At 41.0% G+C, this 22,929-nt stretch carries 19 protein-coding genes; 2 read left to right on the forward strand and 17 right to left on the reverse strand.

Going from position 1 to position 22,929, the window contains the following annotated elements:
- Positions 1-296 precede the first annotated feature (296 nt).
- The 8 genes from U5K72_08515 to U5K72_08550 form a co-directional block, all read right to left on the reverse strand.
- The gene (locus U5K72_08515; protein MDZ7718843.1) at positions 297-950 is read right to left on the reverse strand and encodes an NAD(P)H-binding protein; all 654 of its coding nucleotides are present in this window, start codon (positions 948-950) and stop codon (positions 297-299) included.
- Positions 947-1,666 (reverse strand): DUF4386 domain-containing protein, encoded by a 720-nt coding sequence (locus U5K72_08520; protein MDZ7718844.1) that lies wholly within the window; start codon positions 1,664-1,666, stop codon positions 947-949. The genes U5K72_08515 and U5K72_08520 overlap by 4 nt, the downstream gene beginning before the upstream one ends.
- An 817-nt stretch (positions 1,667-2,483) precedes the next feature.
- A complete protein-coding gene (locus U5K72_08525; GenBank protein MDZ7718845.1) occupies positions 2,484-3,563 on the reverse strand; it encodes a hypothetical protein in 1,080 nt (359 codons plus the stop codon).
- Between the two features lie 146 nt (positions 3,564-3,709).
- On the reverse strand, positions 3,710-5,068 hold the full coding sequence (locus tag U5K72_08530) for an FAD-binding protein (GenBank protein MDZ7718846.1): 1,359 nt from the start codon (positions 5,066-5,068) through the stop codon (positions 3,710-3,712).
- A 76-nt stretch (positions 5,069-5,144) separates the two neighbouring features.
- Positions 5,145-5,873, reverse strand: coding sequence for a class I SAM-dependent methyltransferase (locus U5K72_08535; GenBank protein ID MDZ7718847.1), 729 nt, complete (start codon positions 5,871-5,873; stop codon positions 5,145-5,147).
- Between the two features lie 34 nt (positions 5,874-5,907).
- Positions 5,908-6,285, reverse strand: a complete 378-nt coding sequence (locus U5K72_08540) for a hypothetical protein (GenBank protein MDZ7718848.1) — start codon at positions 6,283-6,285, stop codon at positions 5,908-5,910.
- A 9-nt stretch (positions 6,286-6,294) separates the two neighbouring features.
- On the reverse strand, positions 6,295-7,704 hold the full coding sequence (locus tag U5K72_08545) for a SpoIIE family protein phosphatase (protein ID MDZ7718849.1): 1,410 nt from the start codon (positions 7,702-7,704) through the stop codon (positions 6,295-6,297).
- Positions 7,705-8,569: 865 nt separating this feature from the next.
- Positions 8,570-9,076: a cytochrome c gene (locus tag U5K72_08550; protein ID MDZ7718850.1), complete on the reverse strand. Its 507-nt coding sequence runs from the start codon at positions 9,074-9,076 to the stop codon at positions 8,570-8,572.
- Positions 9,077-9,339: 263 nt separating this feature from the next.
- Here U5K72_08550 and U5K72_08555 point away from each other — a divergent pair, with 263 nt between their 5' ends.
- Both U5K72_08555 and U5K72_08560 read left to right on the forward strand, forming a co-directional pair.
- Complete coding sequence (locus U5K72_08555) at positions 9,340-9,972, forward strand: Crp/Fnr family transcriptional regulator (protein ID MDZ7718851.1); 633 nt, start codon at positions 9,340-9,342, stop codon at positions 9,970-9,972.
- A 143-nt stretch (positions 9,973-10,115) separates the two neighbouring features.
- On the forward strand, positions 10,116-10,325 hold the full coding sequence (locus U5K72_08560) for a DUF2892 domain-containing protein (GenBank protein ID MDZ7718852.1): 210 nt from the start codon (positions 10,116-10,118) through the stop codon (positions 10,323-10,325).
- A gap of 212 nt (positions 10,326-10,537) precedes the next feature.
- Here U5K72_08560 and U5K72_08565 read toward each other — a convergent pair whose 3' ends face one another.
- From U5K72_08565 to U5K72_08605, 9 genes are all read right to left on the reverse strand, one after another.
- Positions 10,538-11,983: a DASH family cryptochrome gene (locus U5K72_08565; GenBank protein MDZ7718853.1), complete on the reverse strand. Its 1,446-nt coding sequence runs from the start codon at positions 11,981-11,983 to the stop codon at positions 10,538-10,540.
- A 279-nt stretch (positions 11,984-12,262) separates the two neighbouring features.
- Complete coding sequence (locus U5K72_08570; protein ID MDZ7718854.1) at positions 12,263-13,207, reverse strand: matrixin family metalloprotease; 945 nt, start codon at positions 13,205-13,207, stop codon at positions 12,263-12,265.
- Between the two features lie 472 nt (positions 13,208-13,679).
- Positions 13,680-15,107: a nicotinate phosphoribosyltransferase gene (locus U5K72_08575; protein ID MDZ7718855.1), complete on the reverse strand. Its 1,428-nt coding sequence runs from the start codon at positions 15,105-15,107 to the stop codon at positions 13,680-13,682.
- Positions 15,108-15,123: 16 nt separating this feature from the next.
- Positions 15,124-15,744 carry a phosphoribosyltransferase gene (locus U5K72_08580; GenBank protein ID MDZ7718856.1) on the reverse strand — a complete coding sequence of 207 codons (621 nt, stop codon included), beginning with the start codon at positions 15,742-15,744 and terminating at the stop codon, positions 15,124-15,126.
- A gap of 71 nt (positions 15,745-15,815) precedes the next feature.
- Complete coding sequence (locus U5K72_08585) at positions 15,816-16,598, reverse strand: uracil-DNA glycosylase (protein MDZ7718857.1); 783 nt, start codon at positions 16,596-16,598, stop codon at positions 15,816-15,818.
- Positions 16,599-16,761: 163 nt separating this feature from the next.
- Entirely contained in the window at positions 16,762-16,971 is a 210-nt protein-coding gene (locus U5K72_08590) for a helix-turn-helix transcriptional regulator (protein ID MDZ7718858.1), read from the reverse strand.
- A 2-nt stretch (positions 16,972-16,973) separates the two neighbouring features.
- The gene (locus U5K72_08595; protein ID MDZ7718859.1) at positions 16,974-17,603 is read right to left on the reverse strand and encodes a DUF2975 domain-containing protein; all 630 of its coding nucleotides are present in this window, start codon (positions 17,601-17,603) and stop codon (positions 16,974-16,976) included.
- 867 nt (positions 17,604-18,470) lie between these two features.
- The gene (locus U5K72_08600) at positions 18,471-21,845 is read right to left on the reverse strand and encodes a DUF4175 family protein (protein ID MDZ7718860.1); all 3,375 of its coding nucleotides are present in this window, start codon (positions 21,843-21,845) and stop codon (positions 18,471-18,473) included.
- A gap of 63 nt (positions 21,846-21,908) precedes the next feature.
- Positions 21,909-22,790: an MBL fold metallo-hydrolase gene (locus U5K72_08605; GenBank protein MDZ7718861.1), complete on the reverse strand. Its 882-nt coding sequence runs from the start codon at positions 22,788-22,790 to the stop codon at positions 21,909-21,911.
- Between the last annotated feature and the right edge of the window lie 139 nt (positions 22,791-22,929).

The following is a 22,929-nucleotide window of genomic DNA, read 5'->3' on the forward strand; positions in this document are numbered from 1 at the left end:
AAATCAATATTCTAATTTTTGTCATACCAGCCCACGATCTAACTACGCCAAATTTACGAATGACAGGTCCGGGTACCTCCAAACATAGATAAAGAGTGGAGATTTGGTCCCAAGGACTCCTCTGGAGAATCGAGCCTGCACCGGGAATGCGGGGTTCCGAATGCAGTCCTTTTTGGACAACCTCGTTGCATCTGGAAGCACCGCTTCTGGTAAAAAACTGCACGAGAAAAAACCCCTCGTGATTAGACCAATCAGATATTTATTTATCTGGGTTATGAGCCAATGCCGATTCCGTTTTACATCCCAACAATTGCCGGTGCTTTTTGGATCAGATTGTCATTTTCGAGTGCCTCGACCATAAAAAGTGCAAAATCGATGCGGCGGGTCAGGTTGCTTTCCAGGATGGGATCACCCACGTGCTCACTCCAAACCGGCAGTCCCTGGCTTTTTCCCTCTTCAAGATCGCTTCCGCGAACCACCGTCCACTTTCTATCACTTTCAAATATCAGATCGCAGGCCCGAACCTGGTCGTCGATATCAACGAGTCTGAAAAATTTGGCAATACCTCCGAGAACATTCACCAGGAATTTTACCTTCCAGGAGTATTCGTCTTTACCGTCTTTGGTGATGTGCCAGCCGCAGGAGAAGATCAGGCGGGCATCGGGTTCGGCAAAATCTAACACAGCTTTTGCAGTGCCTGAGGAGTAATCATTCACACCAAACGGTACCAGAACTGTAAGTACCCCATCGCAACCTTTTACCGCTTTTTTGATCACTTCTCGATTGTTAGTTCTTCCCGGAACGATGGTAATCTGGTCTTTAAATTCATCCAGCTTTGGCACGCTTTTCTCCCGGCAAACGCCAACCACTTCGTAGTTTCTGTCCAGGCAGTGCTGGACCATATATTTTCCAAGTTTCCCGGATGCACCGATGATGCAGACTTTTTTCATGGATGATTCTTTTTGATTGAACCTCTCTTCAACGTGTCGGGAACTCCTTTGAAACCGATCCAGATCAGCCAAAAAATCAGCAAGATTTCACCGGCGAATGTATAAAGGCCAATGGTTAAACTGTAATCAGGGGAGAGCATTTTTCCGAACGAATCGATGAAGTAGCCGGCACCGGCAATAACCACCAGGATACCCAGAATTCGTTGATCTGCTTTGAACACAAGATACCCCAGCAGAAACAGGTGAAGTCCAAAAATCCCGAGGCCGGTATCCCATTCATTTCTGAATGAATCTATCAACAACATCACCTGGGCGTTTATTTGATCCGTTCCCAAAAGAGCCGTATAACCCGCATCGCTTAAAAGTGGCAAGACGTTGTAGAGATTGGCGATTGCCACTACATAAATAGCAGCGTACACAACTCTGATCCAGGCCATTAATAATGAAAGGCTTTTGTTGATCGGTTTTAGCAGAACATACAGTCCCCAGGCCACCAGAATATCAAGAATGGCCACGAAAAGAAGCATCACTATGCTCATTCTGAATGAATCTAAAGACTCCACAATGTTGGCTGTTGTTGCAGGAGCATCTCCAGGTACGATGAGATTTTGAATGATTGAGAAATAGGCAACAGGTGCAAGAAATACCATCAGGATTAACCCGACTCCTGCTGCTAACGCAGCCTGACGTGATGAAATGTCCGACATGTTATTCATGGGGTAAGTTATTTTTTGGCAGCTATATTTTGAAAAAAACTCCACTAAAACTACGCCAGTTTTTTTAGCAGGTTACAAATCTCTCTCATATGGAAAGAGAAGAGCCGTTTTGATATTGAAATCACTAAACCAGTTCACGAATCTCCATTGATGATTTTTTGAAATGTTTTTATTTGTGAACCTGGTAAAGGCGGGTGCTGCTTACAATCGGACATTTTGCCGCAATCTTTTTCGCTTCATCAATATTTTCAGCTTCAATGATGGTGTAGCCGGTCAGAGAATCTTCACCGAATGGGAGTTCATCAATTCCGGATTCAGTGATTTCAAATCCGCCCCGAAAGCCTCCGCGATCTACTTGTTTGTCACTGATAATCTCGAACTATTTTTTCCATTCCTCCATCTGTGCAGGAGTTGGTTTTTTGAAGCCGTGATGTAGAAATGAACTACCTCGGGGCAAAGCCCACGAGGTATCAACTTATAATCCAAATTTTTTTAACAATCTATGCACTTATTGTGAAGTGTCCCCCTTTGAAGGGGGCAATGGGGGATGATCATTTATGCTTCAGAACCAAGACTTTGTCAATTCAAAACTCAGATAGTCATCCCCCAGCTCACTCTGTTCGCTTCCCCCTTCGAAGGGGGAATTTAGTCTTTTTCCGACCCAGAGGGTCGGGGAATTAAACCACTTTAGATTAAGAAATTTTCCATTGTGTTTATTTAAGTTTGTTGATATCTGTAATAACATGAAAACCAATGATTTATAAAATTATTTTCTGAATTATATAAAACTGCATTCATATTCAATGTGGTTAAGTTACTACAGTAAGTCAGTATCAACATCTGCCGTCACTAAAAAATGATCGGATGCATACCTGTATTTTCTCCAAACTTTTTGGCCATCCGGCATCTCCTCGCGGGATATGGCATTGCTGATCCACGTATCGGGGCGATTCCGGGTATAGAGTATGTGGTCGATCCAAACTTTTCGGTAGGTATCAAAAATAGGATCTTTAAAACTGGTTGTTGAGATAGATGAAAGATCAATTTCCCAGCGGTCGTCATCGTCAAGTGCATCGTAAAGAGCGTTTCCAAGGCAAAGACCCGGTTTCCAGACGGTGCCCATCAGGCGCTCAATGCCACTCACATTTAGTTTCTTTTCGCTGGTATCCTGTCCCGGACCATCATTGATATCCCCGCAAATAATCATCGGGATATTTTTGGTAGAATCTTCCGTCAGATAATAATCAAGAAACTCGTGCCGCAGCTGTGTACACTGTGCGACAATTTTCTTGCGATTGGCATCCGCCTGACTCCACCATTTGGACCATTCATAGGATTGAAAAATCCCCTTGCTCTTCAGGTGAAGTCCAACAACTCTGAGTTTTTTATTATTGGCGAGATTTATCTGGGCGTACAGCGGCAACCGTTCAAACCGGTGAAGTTCCTGGATTTCATCATCGTCCGTGTCAATTGTAAAATCGGTCGTAGCGCTGCTCAGACGTTCACTTTCGCCGCCCATTCCTTCATCAATGTGAAAGCGTTCAAAAGGTTCGCTTGCAAAATGGCCTTTATCGGTGCGGACGGCCAGTCCCAAAATTTGTGATCCACCTTTCGTTGGCTGAACATCGCATGTCCAGGTTCCGTTAACATCTGTATCAAAGAAGAGTTGGAGTTCAGTGGCTTTATTTGGCCCTTCGACAATTACCAATGCATCCACATCTACTTCGTTTAAGACTCCGGCCAGCGATTCCCGGCGATCTTTCACAGTTGGCCTGTTGCTTGATCCAAATGGATTCGGACCGCGCACTTTTTGATCATTATCTTTGAAAGCAGGACCGTCGGTAAACAGGTCGTTCATCCATTCCATATTCCATACGCCAAATCGAATCTGTGCCATTGTTCTCACCTTGTTTTTTTGAAATTAACATTGAATCGGCGGGCATTGGTTCTTCGGCTGTTTCCCTCCATCGCATTATGAACCTCTCCCAAAAGATTATAGAAAATTAATATGATTGATGCAGAGTCAATTCAACGACATCAAAATTATCCCCCAAAAATATTTTCGCGGACAAACGTATTGCGGAATTTGCCATTTGGATCGTACTCAGAAATCAGTTCCCGAAAATCACCCATTCGGGGATAAACCGACTCCAGCTGCGAGGGACTCATCGTAAACATTTTTCCCCAGTGCGGGCGTACATCAAACGGGCGGAGTTTTTCTTCAATTACAGGTAGCAGCTTTCTCAGCTTTTCCCAGTTTTGTTCGCAGGTAAAATGAAATGCAACAGAAGGGCGGCCATTTGCGGTGCTTATCCATAGGTCGTCTTCTGCAATGGTTCGAATTTCAGAGATCATCAGAAGTGGTTCAATTTGAGACTTCATACTGTTGATGATTTGATAGGCTTCAACAGCATGCTCCTGTGGTACAAAGTACTCGGCCTGGAGTTCTTGTCCGCTGCTTGGGGTGAACTCCAAACGAAAATGGGGGAGTCGATTATACCAGGGACCGGGAATGCCCATCTGCCGGGTGCAATTTTCTGCAGAAATGTCAATAATCGGGTGGACGTGCCTCTCTGCAAGGCGGGCACCAAAAAAATCAGATTCAGGTTCTGGAAGATCCGTTTCATCTTCAATCTTTTGTTTGATCCAAACCTGGTTTACCATATCGGATTGGTAGTCTGTAAAAAGGCTCACACTATATCCGGCTGACATAATCTCCTCAAAGTTGTTTTCTAACTCTGAAACCGGCAGATCTAAATACACAAATTGCCGCATTTGATAAGTCGGCTGAACATCCAGTGTTAATTGGGTAACAACTCCCAGGCTACCAAGTGCTACAACAGCTCCATTAAATTTGTCTCCGTCGCTTTCTCGAGAAAGGGAATGCAGTTCGCCATCTGCATCAATAAATTCTATTTCTTGCACGGCCGTTGCCAGGTTCCCGTTGTTTATTCCCGATCCGTGAGTGGCCGTTGCGCATGCACCCACCACAGAAATATGGGGAAGAGAGGCCAGGTTGTGCAGGGCATATCCGCGTTTATCAAGAAATGGACCGAGTTCCCCGTATGTAATGCCGGCACTAATCGTTACGGTTTGAGCCTTTTCATTCAGCTCCATAAAGTGATTCATCCGATCAAACGAGATCTGATTTTCCGTACTGTCGGCCACAGTATTAAAGCAGTGCCGTGTACCAAGTATTCTCAGTTTTTCAAGGTTTGATACGAGTTCTTGTAGTTCATGGATTGTACGCGGGCGATAAAAATTGGAGGCACTGTATTCCAGGTTACCAGCCCAGTTGGTTCGAACTTCTTGCAGGTTTTGAGGGATCATCTGCTTAAATGGCGTTAAAAAACTGCCCGCTACGAGCGCTGAAGATGTTTTGAGAAAGGTTCGTTTATTCATATCAGGTGGTGGAATGTAAAAGAATGCTTTAATATGATAAATTCGGGAGGTTTCTCAAAGTTTGGCTATGGCTTCTCTATTCCTCACCCAAGTGATATTTCGAATAGAAAAGGTTGGCTTTCACAAAGAAATGATTTCCCGATTTTATTAATGACTCTTTCAGTTTTCTGAATGGATTTTCAGTTTCAAATTTTTTAGCGATCCTATTATATCGATTAGGATCAGACAGCAAGAGATGAGCCAACTGAGCTCCGGTGCATTCAATATTAATCTGATCCTGTTTGTTTACGATCTCTTTAAATCCATCAACGCCGGAAAAATTAACCGTATGATCGTACTCTTTTTTAGTTGTTTGATGATCCAAACCAAGCAGAGCTAAAGTTTCATTCAACTGAATTTTAAAATCATAGGGAATAATAACAGCCTCTTTTCTGCAAACCCTTCGAATTTCTGAGGCTGCTTTATTCAAATTGATGTAAAACAGAGAACCCGCCAAAGTGACGATATCAATTGAATCATCCGGCAATGGAATCTCTTCGCCGGAACCCTCTACATACTTGACGTTTGGATATTCGGTCGCCCGATCCAACATCGACTGACTGGGATCGATTCCAATTACATTCGAGCAGTATTTCGCCAATGCAAGTGTAGAGTATCCTGTTCCACATCCCACATCCAATCCCTTTAAGAACATTGGATCCTCAGGAAGCACCTTTTCCAAAATAGTGGAATGCAGCGATGGCCGGTATGCAGCGTAGTGAGCGGCAATTGCATGATTGTAGGCATGATTGTAGTCAGTTTTCATATTGATCTAATTCTTATCAATGTAATACTGAACATCAATTTAATTTTTCAATCTTTCGAATCATCATAAGAATTGTCCAGCCTAAAAGAAATGATACACTTGCAAAGGCGAGGCTAACAAGGGGCATCGGTGGTCCCCACACTAAAGCTGAAAGAGCGGCGGTTCCGATAAAAGAGATAATCCATGCCAGGCGAATAAGCCGAGCCGAATCCTGCCAGCAAAAGAGAGTACCAATCATTAAAAAACTCAGGATTCCACTACAGAACTGAACAACTGTTTCAATTTGTTGGCCGAATGTGTCGGAATGAGTCCATTGGCGAATGCTGCCTTCAATTGCCCACCATGCAAATATCGTAAGAAACAATATTACTATAGCTGAGAGAAGTAGTTTTATAACTTTTTTTTGCTCCATTCAATTTGGTTAGCTTTTGTATCTGAAGCTCACAAACGTAATATCATCATTCTGTTTTGAAGTCCCCCGCCATTGCCGCCCAGCCGTGAAAAGACTTTCCACAATTCCATTTACCGATTTCTCGATATTTTTTGAAAACGTTTTTTTGATTCTGTCCATCCCAAATGATTTTCTCTCCTCATCAAACAGTTCGGCCAGCCCGTCAGTCATCAATAGTATAGTATCTCCATCATTTAATTCTGTTTCCATAGTTTGGTAAGGAAAAAATTCCAAAGAACCCAGTGGCATTCCTTTAATTTTGAACTCCTCAATCTCACCTGTTTCCTCACGGTAAATCATTAATGGCGGTATACCGGCGGATGAGATTCTAAGTTGATTGCCGTTAATTTTCACAATCATCAAAGCCATAAATAGATTTTTTAGTTTCATCTGCTTGATGGTTTTCGAACAGTGATTCAGGAACTCTGTAATTTCCAATTGATCAATATGGGAGATAAAAAGACTTTTCATAATTGAAACCATCATTCCGGCCTTCATTCCGTGATTGGTGGCATCTCCAATGGCGATTGAAATCTCTCCGGATTCAGAAATGGAGTAGTCATAATAATCCCCGCCGACCTCGGTAGCCGGGTGCATTTCAAAACAAAAATCATAATTCTGCAGGCCGGTAATACACTTCGGCAGGAGAGAGAGTTGAACCTCTCGCGCTTCCTGCAGCTCCAGGGCTTTTCGTTGATCTTCGGCCTCCAGAACTTTTCGTTTGATCTCCATCTCCCTGGCTTCCCGCTCTTTCTGTAGTATGGTTCTGTTTGCTCTCGAAAAATCTCTCGCCAGGTAGATGGAAGCACAAAGCATCAGGCCCATAAATCCAAATGGGTAGCCGTTCACAATTCCCGCTACGGGCGAGATGAGATTCATGTCCATAAACACATCATACGATGAGAAGATAAATAAAAGAATAAACCCAGTTGTGATGATCCAGGCATCATTTTTTTTAAGTTTGACAGCCGATATTAAGATCCGTATTCCTTCTGCAATAACCACCAACAACGGAATTTGCACGAAGATGAAATAATGAATCGGCTCGATAACGGCAAGAACTCCCGTAAATACAAGTGCGGCGGTAAGTCCCCAAAAATATTTGGGAATGTTAAGATCAAAAGCATTATACAGGAATAGCAATGCAAAAAGAGAATTATAAGGGATCACCAATCGGTGCAAACGTAAATAGAATAGATGATGCTCCTGTACTGAAATAGATGATTGGTAATCGAAGAAAATGTTTAGTGCAAACAGAAACAGAAAAATAGAAAGATATAAGTTACTCTTGAATTTTCGGTTATAGAGATAGAGTATGATGTGTAACATCCCAAAGGATGCCGCCAATGTTGTAAAAAATATTTGTTGAGCGAATTCCATACGTAAAATGCTGTTTGAAATATTTTCAGTATACGTGTTTATAGAAGCTTGTATTCAAAATTGGATAAAAAAATGAATGTACGAGCAAAGTTTATAAAATATACAAGCTAACCTATTGAAATAGGTACTTTCGAGAAACCGCTTGTTCCGACAGGGCCTCCGTTTATTCTTCGCATTAAAGAGAGTTTACTGATATGGATGAATATATCAGAAATTGGTACTTGTAAAGTTTATAGATTCCAGCTTCTTGCAGTTCTGCTCGAGCTATTAAATCATCAAATGATATCAGTCCATTGTTAAATCTGATGGTTTCGGAATGCAAGTCTAATACTTCAAGACGTTTGTAATTGAATGCTCCATTTTCAATAATATCTTTGGATGTACGGAGTAATTGGTGTATATGATTGATGATTTCACAGCTGGTTTTTGCTCATTCAGGCACCAATTGCCTAGGAACGTCTTTAGAAATCATCGCAAAATTGTCCCTTGCTTCGTGAACGTGATTCAGGATCTTGAATACCGGCTATAAAGGCAATGAGATTGCTAAAGTTCAGTTGACCGAATAACTAGCGGTTTTTTGAATGCTCTGCCATTAGTCTTGATGATCTGATTATTCTGAATTCGATAAACTATAGCGATAAATGTATGTCTTAGGCTGATGTTTTTTGGGAGACATTAGTTTATTATTGAGTTGTAAGTTGGCTTAAATATAAAAAGCTCTGTAGACGACTGAGCTATTAAAAATTGTAAGTTACTCGGACTAAAACGGAAATCGAATATGTTGGTTTCGACATTATAGATCTCGATATCGGGTATATTGATTTGAATAATTTATCATCGAAAATCTACAAACCTAATGATAGAATCACTGCGATGCGTAATAATCACGCAGAAATTCGTAGACAGCTCTTGCCTCATCTTCAGAAACATCTCTGTAGGGCATCTCTACATTATGTTCTGCTAAGAGGTCCAACCCAACGGGGTGATTTAATACATTTTCTCCAGGGTTTAGCATAAAATTCATGATAAACTCAGGGCTTCTTCGGTTTACAACATCACCAAGGGAAGGACCAACTTCATCTTGCTCCAACGAGTGGCAGTCGATGCATTTCATCTCAAAGATTTCACGGCCCCGCATTACCATTTCTTGATCAATTTCATTGCTAATCTCAATTCGTTCTGTTATCGGGCCAATTCCATGCTCCTGTTCAAAAGGTGTCAATCTCTCTTGGAACTGTTCAAGATATGGATCCATATCCTGTTCTTGCTCCGCTGTTGAATCATCTCCATTGCCTCCGCAGCCTTGAAGCGAAAGTGAAATTAAAATAAAAGCCGGTAGTAAAAGTGTGAGTAAGAATGGATACTTTTTCATAACAGTCTAATTTTTATTCCTGCTCTCTAATGGATTTTTAGATCTGTATTGTTAACTCTTTTTAAATTAGTTTCAACAGGATTTTAAAATCCAAATAGATTTAAATGCAGATTTACGTTTAAAAATAAATGTAACTATTAATTTATATTCACAAAAAAAATGTGATTTACCAAAGAATATTTCTCATTGTAAAGTAAAATTACAGTTGTCTGAATCCAGAATTGAAATACTTACATTTAAAATAGATTAAACGAAATTTTTTTATGATAAATAAACAGAAGCTTTTGCAAGTATTTCCACATCTGAATTCTGAGCTGATTTCGGAAATTGCAGATAGTGCCATGATGAAAGAAATTCCCAAGGGCACTGAAATCTTACGTGAGGGACAATATGTATCCGTTGTGCCGATTGTTCTTGAGGGACTTATCAAAGTGTTCAAACAATACGAGGAGAGAGATTTGCTCTTATACTATATCAAGCCAAATGAAAGCTGCATTATGTCATTTGCGGCCGGTTTGAAAAATGAACCGAGTAATGTATTTGCACAGACCGAAGAAAATACTACCGCTTTATTGCTGCCTGTAGAAAAAATCTTTAGCTGGATAAAGAAATACCCGGATCTAAACTCGTTGTTTTATCAACAGTACAACCTGCGTTATAGTGAACTGCTTGAGACGATACAACACGTCATGTTCAATAAAATGGATCAACGATTGTATGATTACCTGAGAGAAAAGATTGAATTGTTGGATAAAAATCCGTTAAAAATTTCTCACCGCCAAATTGCAAGCGACTTAGGGACGGCAAGAGAGGTTGTCAGCCGGGTCATGAAAAAACTGGAACATGAGGGAAAGGTGGAGCAGCAGACGAATGGTATAAAAATATTAAAGTGGTGACTTAGGTCACTGAATTGAATAGCAACGATGATTAAGTTGGTCGAAGAATGAATACGAGTACTGCCTGTTGGAAGTAATGATAAGTATTGTTAACAGGAAGTACTTTTTTATATAAAAACTTAAACACTCAAACCAACAGAACAATGAAAAAGAATATGGGTACGGCAGACAGAGTTATCAGAACTATTTTAGCTGTCGTTTTTGGAATACTATACTTTACAAATGTAATTACAGGAACAGTGGGTATCGTTTTAATGGTACTGGCGGCTGTTTTTCTGCTTACCAGTTTTATCAGCTTTTGTCCGCTTTACGCACCATTCGGTTTAAAAACCTGCAAAGTGGAAGAAGTGTAAAAGGTACTGAATGCCTTATGAGTTGAAGCTCGGTCAGTTATTAGATACAGATCTTAGATCGTTACGTCAATAAATCGGAAATCGAATATCAAATCTCTTGTAAAACCGTTCGAAACTGTTAATTTCGCGATTTTTGAGATTTCCGATATTCGATTTAATGATCTTACTATTCAGTAATAAACTGTGCTGCATCCTCTTTAAGCTTCTCCAGATCAGGAATTCTTATTTCTCAGTCTCTCATAAGACTTTTCCAGATCAATGATCGGCTTCGGATAGTCTACACCAAGAATTACATCATACATCTTTAGCTCTTCAGGGTTCTGTCTATGAAACTCAGGGAGCAGTTTACCGGGAATATTATCCAGTTCCGGAAGCCAGTGATGCATATATTCACCATCATTGTCGTACTTTTTGGCTTGGTTGACGATATGGAAATATCGGTTCCGGCTGTCGGTTCCCACGCCTGCAACATATGCCCAGTTTCCGTAGTTGGAGTACACATCGTAGTCAATCAATTGGGATTCAAACCAAGCCGCTCCCCAGCGCCAGTCGATCCCAAAATTTTTAGCCAGAACGGAGGCTACGTTTTGTCGACCCCGGTTCGACATGAATCCGGTGTGTTTGAGTTCCCGCATATTGGCATCCACAAAAGGGAAGCCGGTGGTGCCCTCTGCCCATCGTTGAAAAAGTTTTGGATCGTGTTTCCAATCTATATCTTTACCCTGAATTCCGCCGGGATAAAAGATCTGAGGATCATACTTTACAAACAAAAACTTCCAGTAATCACGCCAGATCAGTTCAAAAATCATCCAGTATGTCGATTGGTTGCTGACCCGTTCATCTTCATATTTTTTCACTTCTTTGTGAATCATTCGCGGAGAAAGTGCTCCAACCGCCAGCCAGGGAGAGAACTTTGAGGAGTAATTCGCGCCCAGCAATCCGTTTCGGGTTTTCTTGTAATTTTTAAGATGGTCACCCTCCCAGATGTAATTGTTCATTCGTTTAAGTCCTTCAGTTTCTCCGCCTTTAAAATGGAGGACGGCACGGTCGTCGAATTCGGGTTCTGCATCATATCCCAGATCCTCAAGAGCAGGGATCGACTTATCGGACTCAAAATCCGGTGGAAGGGGAGGAATGGATTCAGGTACAAGTAAGGGATCGTGAACATCCGATTGTTTTTCACACTTTTTTCGAAACTGTGTATAGACATCCGGAATTTCTGAAACTGAAAATGGAATATCACTCAACTGGTATAGAGTAGATCCCCAAAACGAGTGAACATCTACACCCGGTTCAATCTGTTTCTTGATATTATTTCGAACTGTCTTTTCTTCGTGAGCCGGTTCTGCCTGATGGTAGAGATCAGTTACGTGGTATTTATCAATCAGATCTGGCAGAAGTTTGGCCGGATCACCCACTAACACATGAAGTTTCGAATTCTGCGATTGCAACTGTTTATCCAAGTCAGTAAGTGTTTCGAGCAGAAACTTGGCTCGCCGTGCTCCCATCTTTTTAAAACCAAGTGTGGAATGGGGTTCAAACAGTGATTCATCCAATACGAAAACAGGCAGAAGAGTGTCTGAATCCAGGGCTTTTGTGAGTGGGATGTTGTCGTGGAGTCGAAGATCGTTTCTAAACCAGAGAAGACTGTTTTTCATATGGTCTCATTTTTTTTAATCAAACAGACTTAAAGATGATCAACGTTCCTGCTTTTATGGACTTTCATTTCTAAAAAATAAGTAGAGAAAACTCTTTGAATGAAGACTAAATCTAAGTTTTCAAACGGTTATCAAACTGTCTCGTCTAAACAAAAAACATATAACACTTAGATAAGAAAAAATGGCTACCAACAATAACAACAGAAAGAAAAGCATTCACTATTACATGCGTGTACTTCACCGGGACGTGGGTTTTTTTATTCTCGGGCTGATCGTTATCTACTCTATTAGTGGGTGGCATCTGTTTTGAATCGCATCTCTGTCATCATCGGATAGTTTAAGGCTCTCATCGAGTTGGAACTGCATATTATAGTTCATAATGGATGCGGGATTATCGGTATGGTTCAAGCCGAGAGCATGCCCAAATTCATGAGCAAGTACCAATCGTAACTTATTGAGATTTTCGAACTGGTAGATATTAATTTTTTTCTGATTGCCTACATTGATGTAGATACCCTGGTGAAATGTTCTGACCTGTCCAAAACGATTCCTGTATTGGTAGATAAATTCATTCACCTCATCCGCATAGGCGTTTAATTTCTCAGAAAGTTGGTTGAGCTTTCCCTCTTCCGTATTTAACTTTTCCTCGAGAGGATTTAGTTTTTTTTCAAGGAACTCCATCTGTTTTTTCAGGTTTTTAAGCTTCTCATCATCATTCCGTGATACGATACCCGAATTCGTTAACCTGGATAGCCGGAGGTTGTATTCATTTACGATTTCAGCATACTCTGAGAAGATTTGGTTGTACGATTTCAGTTGGCGCTGAAATTCAACAGATCTCCTCTGATACTTTGTACGCATGGAGAAATAGTTATGCCTCATCTTCTTAATCTGCCCGGATAGTTGTTGTTCATTCTCTGTGAACTTTTGATTTTCACTGTAGATCAGGTTGATAGCCACCTCACCGCTGTCGCTATACTGTATCAACGTACGGTTGGCTGCATCTGACCAAAGATTCCGTACATCTTTCATGATCCTTCGCAGATCATCTTTATTCAGGTCAAAACGCTGATCAATAGAACCAATTCTCCAGGTGATGGGCTCTGAACAATCGGAAGATGTTGAATCATTCGGAGAAGAATTGATTCCTGCTGCAGAAGGATCGGCAAAAAAAAGACCCGACCAGGCAAATAAACCAATGAATATGATGAACAAATAATGCATCTGATTTCTTCTCGCTTGAGTTTGTTACTTATATCAATATAACGAATTGAATAAAGCGGATTTGTTTTGTTTGATGCCGGGGGAGTAGCTTTGGGTTTTTGGGTCTTTAATGTTGTAATTCACCGATTGAACCACCCCTAAATGAAGCTGTCCAAAGAGTCTTTTTATCAATAATGATACCTTATTAATTTAGGTTTTATTGTTTCCATCAAATAGACCTCCAAGGTTTCTAAAACCTTGGAGGTCTTAGCCTAAAATCTTTACGTTTTCGAAACGTGTTAAAGATTTTTTGAACAGCCTCACTTCCAATGAATACATTTGATAAATGATGAATCGAGATCAGATTCAAAGAGTCTTGATTGGAAGAGTTACTATAGATTTTTGTACCTGTTTTTATTGCTTGATCAGCAACCCATCCCTGTTATAAATAGGAGGGAGATCCGTTTTCGATGGAAAGGTTAAAAGATTTCGTTTAAATGACTGTCTCCGCTTTCTCCTTATAATGATCTACAAGTCTGTCGCGTTTTTCTTTTAGCGCTTTTGAGAGGCCGATTTTGTAGATATGAGGATTTTCAAATCGTTTAAATTCGTACGGCAGTTTGTCCAGTTGGGTACGGCTAAATTCAGCAATTTCATTCAAATCTTTAGGTTCAGTTTGTCGGTCCCCATTTTTTACAACTTTACTCAACAAGGGTTCTTTTTCAAACTGATCAAGACGAATTGATTTTGTAGAATCGGATATATGGTGCATAGTTTTGATATCATCTTTCTTCTCATCAGCAAAAGCGACTACATCCCCACCGTAAAACTCGCCATTTTTTATGAGTCGATACACCTTTTTCTTCCCTGGCAGATTTATTTTTTCAACATTCTCAGACAGTTTTAGACGGGGTTTAGAATTGGCATAAGACAGTTTATAAACGCCATCGAGCGCTGCATCGGGACGGCCGGTTACCAAGCTGGTACCCACGCCAAACAGATCAATAGGAGCGCCTTGATCCAGAAGGCTTTTGATTACATATTCATCAAGTTGGTTAGATGCGGCAATTTTCACATAATCCAGTCCGGCGTCGTCCAGCATTTTCCGGGATCGCTTGGCAAGCCATGCGAGGTCACCGCTGTCCAGACGGATACCTTTCATCTTTTCACCCCGCTCTTCCATCTCTTTTCCAACTTTTATAGCATTGGGCACTCCGCTTTGAAGCGTATCGTAGGTATCTACAAGTAGTACGCAATCATCAGAACGAACTTCAGCAAAATCGCGGAAGGCAGAAAGTTCATCATCATATCGCTGGATAAATGAATGAGCCATGGTTCCGGCAATGGGAATATCGTAATCACGCCCGGTTCTCACATTACTCGTTGCGTCATAGCCGCCAATGATAGCCGCCCGGCTTGCTGAATATCCGCCAAGTCCGGGTGCCCGCCTGAGCCCAAAATCTACCAGCTTTTTATCATCCCCGGCTGATAACCGCATGCGACTTGCCTTAGTGGCAATGAGCGACTGATAATTCAAAATATTGAGTACCATCGTTTCCAGGATCTGTGCTTCCGGTAGCGGGGCTTCAACACTAATAACTGGCCGGTTTGGAAAAATCAGGTCGCCTTCTTTTGATGCATAGATATCCCCGCTAAACTCAAATGATTGCAGATATTCGATGAACTTATTATCAAAGTTTTTCCTCTTCAGAAATTGAATATCCTCATCTGTGAATTGAAAATCTTCAAGAGCTTTTAGAAGGTCTTCCAGGCCGGCGAAGATAGCATAACCGCCGTCAAAAGGCAGTTTTCGAAAAAAATAATCAAATATAGCAGTTTCATCTCTCAACCCTTTATTAAAATAGACTTGCGCCATCGTCAGTTGATACTGATCGGTATAGGTGGGTGTATAATCAATCATGATTTTCTCTATTTCATTATAAATAGTTATTCTTCATTTCCAGAATATGTTGGTACAGATCCGGATCAATGGTAAGCTTATATTTTTTCCTAAGGTGATTTAGTGCTTTTTCTTCAGGGACATCCAGCATATCGTCTTTATTCAAAAATTCAAGGATATCTTCCGTCACAGCCCATTGATAGATCAGCCATTTCCATTCCTTTAGGTACTCTCCAACAAAATCAGCTTTTATTTGTGTGTTCTCTTTCTCGTGTATAACAGCACTTTTTAAAAGGGCAGGTTCAAGTGATTTGATTTGATCCGTAGCAGCTGAAAGTGTTTTACCGGAATCGTTTACATCGTCAACCAGTAGCACATTCTTATCCCGGATATTTACACCGACCGGATCTGTTATTTTAACGTCCTCAAGTTGCTGAGCGCCACTGGTGTAATGGCGAATTTGAAGAGAAGTGAGGGTGTCGACATTTAAAAAATCACAAAAAAGTCGTGCAGGAGTTACTCCGCCCCGGGCAATTCCCACAACAACATCAAATGAGATTGAGCTGTCGGTGATTTGACGGGAGATCTTTTGGCTTAGATCATAAACCTCGGTGAATGTGACAATTTTTGCTTGAAAATCTTTCTTTTCATGTTCCATAACTATATAAAAACAGTTCAGAACAGATATCCATTCATTAGGCAGGAATTACGAATCATCAGGTCATAAGATCAGGGGTTTCCACCTAACTCATCATACCGTTTTCTCACATTTTGAACGTCTTCCCATGCAGGTCGTTTCCATTGTGGATTTCTGAGAAGAGCCGCCGGGTGGTAGGTAACTGTCAGTTCAGCATTTCGAAACGGATAAAATTGTCCTCGTAAATTTCGAAGTGAATCTTCTTTTTTGAGAAGCGTGGTACCGGATACTTTTCCAACACAAAGAATAATTTTCGGATCGATCAGGTCAATCTGTCTCATCAGGTAGGGGAGGCTTCGCAGCCGTTCATCCGGATTTGGATTTCGGTTTCCGGGCGGGCGGTGCTTTAAAATATTAGCGATATAAACATCCTCCCGCTCAAATTTGATCGCCTTTAAAATCTTGTTTAACAACTGACCTGCTTTCCCCACAAACGGCTCACCCTGCCGATCCTCTTCCTGGCCCGGCGCCTCACCAATAATCATTAAATCTGCATTTTTATTCCCAACACCGAAGACAAGATTTGTATTTTCAAGATCAGTTTTTAGCTCATCAGCTCCTTTACAAAGTTCCCGAAGTTCATCCAGCGAACTGCATGAATTTAGTTTTTCTTCCAGGCTCTTTGGCTTGGTTGATTCTTGCGTAGTGTACTCCTCTGCTTTTTCCTCTACTTTTGATTCGTTCGAATCCAATTCCAGTTCCTCTTCCTGATCTGTTTGAGGGGAATCTGAAACAGTGAACGGACCATAAACTTCCTTCTCATATTCAAGGAAATGAAGAATATCTTCGTAAAGTTTTTTTTCTTTATCGCTCATAGGGAATGGTTTTACAAGAAGGTAAATGGTGGTGGGAATGGAATCAAGTGTTTTGACCCATTCCCATCTGTTACCCTTTCCCATTCCGCAAAAAATCTGCACGTCACTTTCTAATGGCTGGGATAAGTCTGAATGACTATTCACAGAGAAAAATAAACAGGAGTTATACCTCTTTTCGATATTCAAGAATGTCTCCGGGCTGACAATCGAGAGCCTCGCAAATTGCTTCCAGAGTAGAAAATCGTATGGCTTTGGCCTTACCTGTTTTGAGAATGGAAAGATTTGAAATCGTAATGTCTACTTTCTCAGAAAGTTCGGTAAGAGACATTTTTCTTTTTGCAAGCACTACGTCAAGATTAACGATAATAGCCATCTCTATACCGTTAATTGTTGTTCCTGATAAATGCGATGACCTTCCTTAAAGACGTAACCGATTACAATAATCATAATTCCTATAAATAGAGAAATATAAAAATTATCCGGCGTTCGTATCAGTTCAAATGGTTCTGATGAGAACGCATCGAAGGTAAGCCATTCAACGTAAAATGCCCGTCCTAAAGCAATAAGTTCAGCCAGAATAAATATCCATCCTAAAATAAAGAGTCTCTTATAATTGCTCTCTGAAAAAGGTTGATCTCTTGCAACAGCTCTGAATATTTGCCAAACCAAAAAGGCGCAATAAATAAACATACCGCTCTCTATGATTTTTAAAAAGATTAGAAAAAGTGAGTGGATATCCGATCCATTCTCTGCTTCCAATATTAGCAATCGACCTTCTTGTTGCTGATCAAGTACCAGCGTCATTCTGTAAGTTTCTCCATTTACTAAATGAGTGCCGAGTTGATTAGAGTTCTCAACAGAATATTTAACTGGGAATTCCATACCAAATGAAGAGGATAAGTAGATCTGAATTATTAGTTGAATTCCTAAAAGAACTGCAGTAATTGCAGCTATGTAAGAAATGAAGTGAGCTAACGTCCAGTCATTCTGCAATTTTGTTTTCATACAAATAACATTTATCAATTGATTTATCCTAAAAACGGTAAAAATTTGTTGATAAACAATAAATATTATCTGTTTAAAGAAAAAGTAATTAAATATTTTAATTTCTTTTTCTGAAAAAACGGAACAAAGAAGTGGAATTTTTCAGATTATTATCGAATGACTTAAAAACCCCTCCTTGTTTCAGCAGTGCATTCCTGTTGAAATAGGGAGGGGTTGGGGCTGACATTACCCATAAAATCTCAATTTTTGAGATGATATCTTTACCAAAGTTTATTGGAAAGGTTGAGTATCATTCATAATAATAGGCTATCAATCGTAACATTCATCTTGTTCATTTTGTCTTGAAACAAAAGAACCAAAAATTCAAGGCGGTGAAAGAATTGGCGGCGGTCACTGAATCTCTGCTACCTTTTATCAATGGTCCACCGCGTTTATAGCTTGTTAACATCGTTAAGAGCCGGTATGATAAAAGGTCTCCGCAGATCTTCAGGCTCCCTCAATCCGCCAATTCTTTCGAGGCCGGAGTTGTTCTGACCCTAAAATAAATCAACTCTAAACAGCATGAATGATGTTGAAGCACCTATTATTCTTCTTTAAAAGCGTATTGCAAATCTATTTTTAAAATGATAAACAGATATTTTTCGAAAATATACCTAACAGCTTTAAGTCAATCATTACCAATACTTTACATAGACTAAATTAGTCATATTTGAAATTACATGGGTAATGTCAGGGGGTTGGGGTGGGTCCGAATAAAGGCAAGACAAGGATGTTTGCGTCATCATCAGGAAATTCGGTAATGAACAAGTGTCATCCCCTTGGATCAACTTTATTGATTCTTTCCCCTTCGAAGGGGGATTCTTTTTATCAAGGTAGCGATTCCTGTTCCAGTCGTCTCAATCGTTCAAAATATTGCTCGATAAGCCTCTGGTATTTTTCTGAAAAGCGGGTGAAATTTGGATCTTGCATTCGCGCCCGAATCTCCTGCCGCAGCTCTTCGAGGGTCATGTCCGGTGGCAGGATACGTTCAAATTCTGAGGCACTCGTGCCTTCGCGCTGATCTTCCTCTCCACGTTGCTGAATCGCATCCTCGGCATTCAGCATCCGGGATAAAATATTTTGCTGCCGCTCTATCATAAGAGGATCCGTCACTCCCCCTCTCATATCGTTAATAGAATCTTCCATATCCTCCATCATACGTTGCAATTCACTAAGCATCTTGTCTCCCTGCTGTAATGCACCGCTTCTTTGAAGTTCTTCAAGCTGTTTCCGGATTTCATTTTGCTGTTTTGCCATCTGGTTCAATCGCTCCGACTGCTCTCTTGACAACCGGTCGCCCTGCACATCATTAATCATCTCCTGGAGCTGTTGATTAAGCTGCTGTTGGTTGCCCGACATCTGTTGCAGCTGCTGAGTCATCTGCTGCATTGTCATTCCGCTTCCTGCTCCCCCACCACCTTGCTGATTCATCAACTGATCGAGCAAAGAAGCAATCATCGAGGTCAGATCATTAATTCCGCCCAGCGCTTCCCTGGAAGCAACAGTTGAACCACGTTGACTCCGTTCCACCATCTCATCTATTGTTCGGTTTAACTTGCGTTCAACATCCTCTTTTTTTCGGTTAATCTGGTTAGGAATCCCCGGGATTTCGGATGAAATTTCAAAAAGAGTGTCAGCCACAGCGGTAAACTGATCGTTAACGTTTTGCTGAACTCTGGCGAGATCCACAAAGCCCTGGCTTCGGCTGCGTGTATCGGTTGCCGTTTGTGCCAAATACTCTTCCATATTTGAAAGTTCAAGAAGTGTATAGAGAGATCGCTGCAAGGCAAGAATATTTACCTGTATCTGTTGCCCGCTCATTTGCTGAATGGACGATCGGAATTTCTCAGATTCCTTCTGCAGAGTTTCGCTGATCTGCTGCTGTTGTTGTTGCATCTGCTCGTTAGGCGAAGTTTGTTTCTCCTGCATTTCGCTTTCACTCTGTTCCCGCAGTTTTTTCATATCCTGCCTTGTAGAGTCCAGTTGTTGTTGTGAGCTTTTCTTCAGCTCTTGCAGCCGTTCTTTGGCATTATCAGGCGGATTGCTGTCCAGTTGTTCCAGTTGTTCTTCGACCGATTCCATATCCTCTTCAACAGTCTCCATCTCGTTTTGAAGTTGTTCAATGGAACTATCCTCTCTTGGCTGCATGCGTTGGGCCATATCCTCATACTGCCGGGCCAGTTTATCCAGGTCACTGTTCATCTTCAGGCGTTTAAACAGCTCAACTGTACGTTTTAGTCGCTCCTGATATAAATTTTCATTGAATTCTACATCCTCCAGGGCTTGCTCCAGCTCTTCAGGAGAGAGATTTTCCATCGCCTTCTGCAACTCCTCCATTGCTTCCTGCAGGGCGGGGTCATCCAATTCTTCCATCAATTGTTGAAGCTCCCTGTACGCCTGTTGAGTTTCATCAGATACCTGGTTGCTTTGTTCCATTTCGTTTCGCAGTTCCCGGAATTTCTCATTCAGATTTTTTACAGTTTCGTCAATCTGTTTTTGCCTCTCCTGAACTTCTTCCAGCATCTGTTGCTCTTCAAATCCACCCTCGGGGTTTTGCCGCAACTTGTCCAAAAATTCCTGGTACTGGTTCTCCATATTCTCAAACTCACGGGAAACATCCTCCAGTTCATTTTGAACATTCTTTTCCTGTTCATCCAGTTCATCAAAATATTCTGTAAGAGAGGGTATCTGTATAATCACTTCAGATGATTCACTCATTTTTGCTCCTTCAATCTGATCGTTATCCCACACTTGAATGCTAAATGTCAGTTGATCGCGAGGCTTCAGATCAAACTGTTCCAGATCCCATTGATACCGGGTCACTTTCCCGTTTGATGGTTTAGAGAGCCGGAGTGATCCTGTTTGAGGTTCTTCTGTAAACGCCTGCTGATAACTCCAGGTCAGATCTGCCCGCGATAAACCAAAATCATCCGTAGCCTGGAAGATAATTTCCAGCTCGGCAGGATCTGTTTTCATTACAGTCCCCGTCGGTTCCTGGATAACAATGACAGGGTATTGATCCTGCTGTACGTTTAAAATTGTTCGAAATGGATTTCTGTTTTGAAGTCCCTCCTCATCGGTCATTGCAAAGGTCAACGTATCGGTTTCATCCGGTTTGATGGAGACTGAAAATTGGTTGTCAACAGTATCCGCTCGTTGTAAATCTAATGTATCATTCACTGAATTCATTTTGATAAACTGAACAGGCTTATTTGTGACCCCCTGAAAGTGTACATCTGACCCGGGATAAAGATTGATTTCAGAAAATGGATATTCATATTCAGAATCAGGTAATCCGGTGTAGGAGGGAGGCGTCACTGAAGCGACAAGATGATCGAAACGAGGTTGAAGCTGTACATCTATTCTGTACTGCTCACTCTCAAAATCATCCATAATTACGCGGTAGGAAATATCGTTTGTAAGTTCAATTTCGGATGACCGAAACAACCCATTCTCCATTTGTTGCATCTGTCTCTGACGATAATTTTCTTCAACATCTGTTTTAAATTCAAGAACCGATTCATGGGGTAAATTTCCGTTTTGGTACTGAATTGATACAGCAGCTTCGGAGCCGTGTTCGATGGTTGTATCTGCAGGAGTGATAGTAAATGTAAAGGGATTCGGCTGCTCATAACCATTCCAGAAATGGAGAGTCCGAACACTTTCAGATGGCAGTGAAAGAGCAATAATCACTGCAAAAACGGACGCGACTCCACCAGCGAGTAAACTGATCTGAGAGTATTTATGATGCCGTGACTGGCTGACATAATCGTCCAGTTCGGATTGCAAGTTTGCCGTTTTAACATCTTTCAAATTGGCATTAATAGCCGCATTGTAAAATCTCGATTTTTTCTGTTTTTCATCGAGATACATGTCAATGGCGCTTAATACTTCGTCTCGGTCATAAGTATGAAAAAAATCTTCAATAAATGGTTTGAACGGTACCGTCTTCATTAATTTTGACAGACTGTACACAGCAATCGAAGAGCCTGCAATGAAAACCAAAAACAGAATAGATTTTACAAAAGCAGACAGATAAAAATTACTTTCAAACAAAATCAGGATCGACAGAGCACCCAATAAAGATGCAGCAAAAACGGCAATCTGGGTTAGTCGTTTTTTGGTGCTAAGTTTTCGGTGATACTTCCGAAGAAGGGATACCACCTCACGCGCCTTGAATTCTGTTTGATTTTGATTGTGCATGATTTGCACAGATTATTTGGGGATTGAAGTTAACTTCACGTCACTAACGGGAAAGATGCGATTTTATGAGAGATCGGCAAGTGATAGAGTATCCTTTAACAAAAATTTCCCGTTTTCTTTTTGGACTGTAATTACTTCATGCGTGGCATCATGTTCTAAAAACAGGTACCAATTCTCATCTACAGCCTGATTCAGAAACGACTCTTTCTCCTTCAGCGTTTGAATGGGTTTCATATCGTATCCCATCACCCAGGGAAGCGGGAGGTGAGCGAATGTGGGAATCAAGTCGGCTGCATAGATCATGGTTGTTTCGCCATCACTTAAAACCGGTAGTTGCTGACCCGTGGTGTGGCCGTCCATCGGGAGAGTTTCAAATCCGCGTTCAAATTTGTGATGATCATCCACAAGATTCAGGCGCCCGCTTTTTTTAATAGGATCAATATTCTCTGAAAAGAAACTTGCTTTTTCTCGTGCATTTGGATTTGTGGCGGTTTGCCAATGCCGTTTGTTTATATGATAGGTTGCATTCGGAAATCTCTCCTCAATTTCACCGCTCTGGTTATACGAAGTGGTTCCTCCGCAGTGATCGAAATGAAGATGTGTAAAAACCATATCGGTAATATCAATCGGGGTCACTCCGCACTTTTCAAGGGATGAGAGAAGATCGCTGTGGTCGTAATCCAGCCCGTATATAGAAGACATTTTATCGCTGAATTTATCCCCGCTGCCGTTATCAACAAGATAAATTTTTTCCGTTTCTTTTGATTTGATGAGCAGGCACCGCATTCCCATTGGAATACGATTTTTTTCATCGGCCGGAATTTGTTTACTCCAGAGTGTTTTGGGAACAACGCCGAACATGGCGCCACCGTCTAACATAAATCGTCCGGCTTCAATGGGATAGAGTTCAAAATTCCCAAAAACAGTAGGTTTGATATCAGGCATAGCTATTTAAGTGTTTTTTAATTCATCAAACAAAATACAAAAACTTACTCTTGAATTTATTTACGGTAATAAACAAAAAAAGCCAGTTTCATTTGAAACCGGCTTTTCTGAAAATTATTAATCTATATAAGATCAACCC

The sequence above is a fragment of the Balneolaceae bacterium genome (assembly GCA_034521495.1).
In the GTDB taxonomy this organism is placed as follows: Bacteria; Bacteroidota; Rhodothermia; order Balneolales; family Balneolaceae; genus Rhodohalobacter.